3 protein-coding genes are annotated in these 3,989 nt (G+C 72.3%); 1 reads left to right on the forward strand and 2 read right to left on the reverse strand.

The features are described 5' to 3' along the window. Window positions 1-918, forward strand: a 918-nt coding sequence (locus ABDW35_RS33445) for an LLM class flavin-dependent oxidoreductase (protein WP_343718170.1), incomplete at its 5' end; no start/stop codon positions are given. Window positions 919-1,052: 134 nt separating this feature from the next. On the opposite strand, the gene hpnE is transcribed toward ABDW35_RS33445, so the two are convergent. Both hpnE and ABDW35_RS33455 read right to left on the reverse strand, forming a co-directional pair. Further along, the gene (hpnE, locus tag ABDW35_RS33450; RefSeq protein ID WP_343718171.1) at window positions 1,053-2,339 is read right to left on the reverse strand and encodes a hydroxysqualene dehydroxylase HpnE; all 1,287 of its coding nucleotides are present in this window, start codon (window positions 2,337-2,339) and stop codon (window positions 1,053-1,055) included. Further along, the coding region (locus tag ABDW35_RS33455) for a squalene/phytoene synthase family protein (protein WP_343718172.1) at window positions 2,336-3,989 on the reverse strand (1,654 nt) is incomplete at its 5' end. The genes ABDW35_RS33455 and hpnE, both read right to left, overlap by 4 nt.

A 3,989-nucleotide genomic window follows, 5' to 3' on the forward strand; every position in this document is an offset into this window, starting at 1 on the left:
GACCAGCTGGGCATCGGCTTCTTCGGCGTCGGCGAGCATCACCGCGCCGATTTCGCCGTCTCCGCGCCCGAGGTGCTGCTGGCGGCGATCGCCGGGCGCACGACGCAGATCCATCTCGGCTCGGCCGTCACCGTGCTCAGCTCCGACGACCCGATCCGCGTGTTCCAGCGCTTCTCGACCCTGGACGCGGCGTCGAACGGCCGGGCCGAGGTGATCCTCGGCCGCGGCTCCTTCACCGAATCCTTCCCGCTGTTCGGCTACGAGCTCAGCGACTACGAGACGCTGTTCGAGGAGAAGCTGGACCTGTTCGCGGCGCTGCTGAAGCAGGAGCCGGTGAGCTGGCAGGGCAGCGTCCGCCCGCCGCTGCGCAACCAGAGCGTGTTCCCGCCGGTCGAGGGCACCCGTCGGCTGAGGACCTGGATCGGCGTCGGCGGCAGCCCGGAATCGGTGGTCCGCGCCGCCCGCTACGACCTGCCGCTGGCGCTGGCCATCATCGGCGGCGACCCGAAGCGCTTCCGCCCCTATGTCGACCTGTATCACCGCGCCTTCGAGCAACTGGGCCGGCCGGTGCAGCCGATCAGCGTCCATTCGCCCGGCTATGTCGCCGACACCGACGCCCAGGCGCGGCAGGAGCTGTTCCCCGACTACAAGAAGATGCGCGACAAGATCGGGGCGGAGCGCGGCTGGCCGCCGATGGGGCAGGGCGAGTTCGAGCGCGAGGCCGAGCACGGCTCGCTCTATGTCGGGTCGCCCGAGACCGTGGCCCGCAAGATCGCCGCGACCGTCACCGCGCTCGGCGCCGTACGCTTCCAGCTCAAATACAGTGCCGGGCCGCTGCCGCACGACAAGCTGATGCGCAGCATCGAGCTCTTCGGCAGCAAGGTCATGCCGCTCGTCCACGAGATGCTCGCGGCCTGATATCGGCGGCCTGGGAGATCAGTTCCCGAACCTTCTCGTCATGGCGAGTCCCGGAGGGGCGTGGCCATCCAGGGGCCGGTGCGAGCCGCCCCGGATGGCCACGGCGCTGCGCGCCTCGCCATGACGGTTCTATTTCACGCCAGCCGCTTTTTCGGGCGGGCCCTGACCTTGTCGTTCGAGGCCCCGGCGGCGCGGACGTGGTCGGCGGCGCGGAAGCCGGACAGCAGGCTGCCCTCGATCGTCGCCGGCAGGCCGGTGGCGGTCCAGTCGCCGGCCAGCCACAGATTGGGATAGGGCGTCGGGCAGCCCGGCCGCCGGGCCTCGTCGGCTGGGGTCTGGCGGATCGTCGCCCGCTTTTCCTTGATGATGCGGTAGGCCGGCAGCGGCCCGACCAGGTCCGGGAAGGCCCGCACCACATCGGCCCAGAGCAGCGTCGCCAGCTCCTCCGCCGGCGCGTCCACCAGGCCGCGCGCGGCGCTGACCGTGGTGCTCGCGATGCCGGGGCGGCGGAACACCCAATGGGCGGTGCCGCCGACGATGCCGGCGATGTCGTGCGGCTCCTCCTTGAACGGGATGGCGAAATGGCCGTTGACGATCGGCTCGTCCGCCTCCGGCGGCGTCAGCCCCGGCACCAGCCGCGCCGCGATGGCCGGCGGCACCGCCAGCACCACCTGGTCGTCCGGTGCCAGGGGCAGGGTGCCCTGGTCCAGCTCCAGCGCGACGATGCGGTCGTCCTCGAACTCCAGCGCCTTGACCCGCATGCCGGTCCGCACCGTCACCCGGTGCCGGTGCAGGAAGTCCAGCGCAGGGTTGATGAAGGTGTCGGCAAGGTCGGTGCGGGCGATCAGCGGGATGGTCTGGGCACCGCCCTTGGCCAGGGTCTGCTCCACCACCGCCCACAGGCCGCGGGCCGAGGCCTCGTCGGCCGGGGTGTTGAGGGCGGAGACGGCCAGGGGCTCGATCAGGCAGCGATACAGCTCGCCCGGCGGCACCACGCCGGCCACCGTGTCCTCCGGCCCGGCCTTGGACAGGCGGCGCAGCGCGACGTAGTCGCGCGGCCGGGTCCCGGGCACCCGGCGCCCGGCGAACAGCACCCACCAGGGCAGCCGGCTGCGGTTCGGCCGCACCGTGAACTCGCGGTTCCGCTCCAGGTCGACGAAGCGGAAGCCCGGCCGGGCCGGGGCCGCCAGCCGATCGCCGGCGCCGATCAGGTCGAGATAGCGGCGGACGTTGCGGTTGCCCGACAGCACCAGGTGGTTGCCATTGTCGATCACCCGGTCCAGCGCCGGCTCGTGGAAGGCGCGGCAGCGGCCGCCGGGGCGGGGCGTGGCCTCGTACACCACCGCCGGGACGCCGGTGCGGGCGAGCTCGACCGCGGCGGCAAGGCCGGCCAGCCCGCCGCCGATGACATGGACGGTCATTTCAGCAGGACCGAGAGCAGGATGCCGATCTTCTCGCGCTTCGACAGGCGCGGCCGCACCGACCGGTCGGCATAGCCGCGGGCCTGCAGCCTCTCGAAGATCCGGCGATAGCTGTGCTGCATGATCAGCGCCGCCTTCATCCGCTTCGCCGTGCCGGGCGGCATCAGCCCGGGCAGGGCGGCGTAGAGCGGTTGGATCTCGGCCGCCAGTCGGGCGCAGACCTGGGCGATGCGCGGGTCGGCGGCGATGGTCGGAATCGGCGCGTCGGTCGGGATCCCGGCCTCGCGCAGCCAGCTTTCCGGCAGATACAGCCGGCCCAGCCCGGCATCCTCGTCGACATCGCGCAGGATGTTGGTCAGCTGCAGCGCCTCGCCCTGGGCCACGGCGAAGGCCTCGCTGGCCTTGTCCGGGCAGCCGAAGATCTTGACCGCCATGACCCCGACGGTGCCGGCGACGCATCGGGCGTAATGCGCCAGCCCGGCGCGGTCGGCGATGCGCACCTCGGCGGCGGCGTCGATGGTCATGCCGTCCAGCATGCCGTCGAACTCGGCGCGCGGCAGGTCGAAGCGGCGGATGGCCCAGATCAGCTCGCGGTCCAGCGGGTCCTCGCCCCGGCCGGCGAAGATCCGGTCCAGCCGCTGCCGCCAGGCCTGCAGCTCGGCGGTCTTCTCCGCCACCGACGCGCTGGAATCGGCGATGTCGTCGACCTGACGGCAGAAGCCGTAGACGGCGTAGATGGCGCGGCGTCCGTCGGGCGGCAGGATGCGCATGCCGGAGGCGAAGGAGGATTTGGCCCGGAACACCGCCATCCGCACCAGCGCGGCATCGTCCAGCGTCTTGGCGCCGAAGGCCATCACCGACAGGCCGGGGCGCAGCGCGCGGGCGAAATCCGCTTTGCTCAGCGCCACCCGCGTCAGGATCGGGTCGCCCCGGCGCAGCCGCGCCGCCAGCTTCCGGGCCAGCCACAGCATGACGCTGACCTCCGCCGCCAGCGGGCGGGAGGTCAGCTGGCCGGGCAGGGTGCTGGCGGTGTCGAGCAGGGCGTCGACGATGTCGAGGCAGCGGTCGATCACCGGCCGGCGCAGCCGGGCGCCGGCTTCGTCCGCGGCGAAGAAACGGTCGATGCCGCCGGACGCGTCGATCCAGTCGGTCGGCACATAGATCCGGCGCAGCTTGCGCCAGTCGTCGCCGCAATCCTGCAGGTGGTTCAGGATCTGCAGCACCGTGCACAGCGCGTCGCCGGCCGGGAAGGTCGATTCGGCCTGGCCGTGCAGCCGCAGCAGATAGCGCCCGACCGGGTTGGCCGAATAGCGGCAGTAGTCGATCAGGTCGTCCCAGGTCCGGCAGCTGCGGTTCTCGGAATCGCGGCGGAAGGCGACCAGCAGGTCGCGGCAGTCCACCAGCCCGACACCGGTGGCGGCGATCGAGGCGCGCATCCGGGCCGCGGCCTCCGGCCCGCCATGGACCAGCCCGGCATCCAGCGCGTCGAGCCGGGCCAGCTTTTCCGCCGTCGGCAGGTCGGTATCGTCACCGATGTCGTCGGCGGCGCGGGCGAAGCGGTAGAAGGTGGCGATATGCGGCCGGTGGCGCTTGGGCAGCAGCCAGGACCCCACCGGGAAGTTCTCCTGGCCGGAGGTCTTGCTGGCCGGC

Origin of the sequence: Inquilinus sp. (genome assembly GCF_039594555.1) — a bacterium.
Lineage (GTDB): Bacteria > Pseudomonadota > Alphaproteobacteria > DSM-16000 > Inquilinaceae > Inquilinus.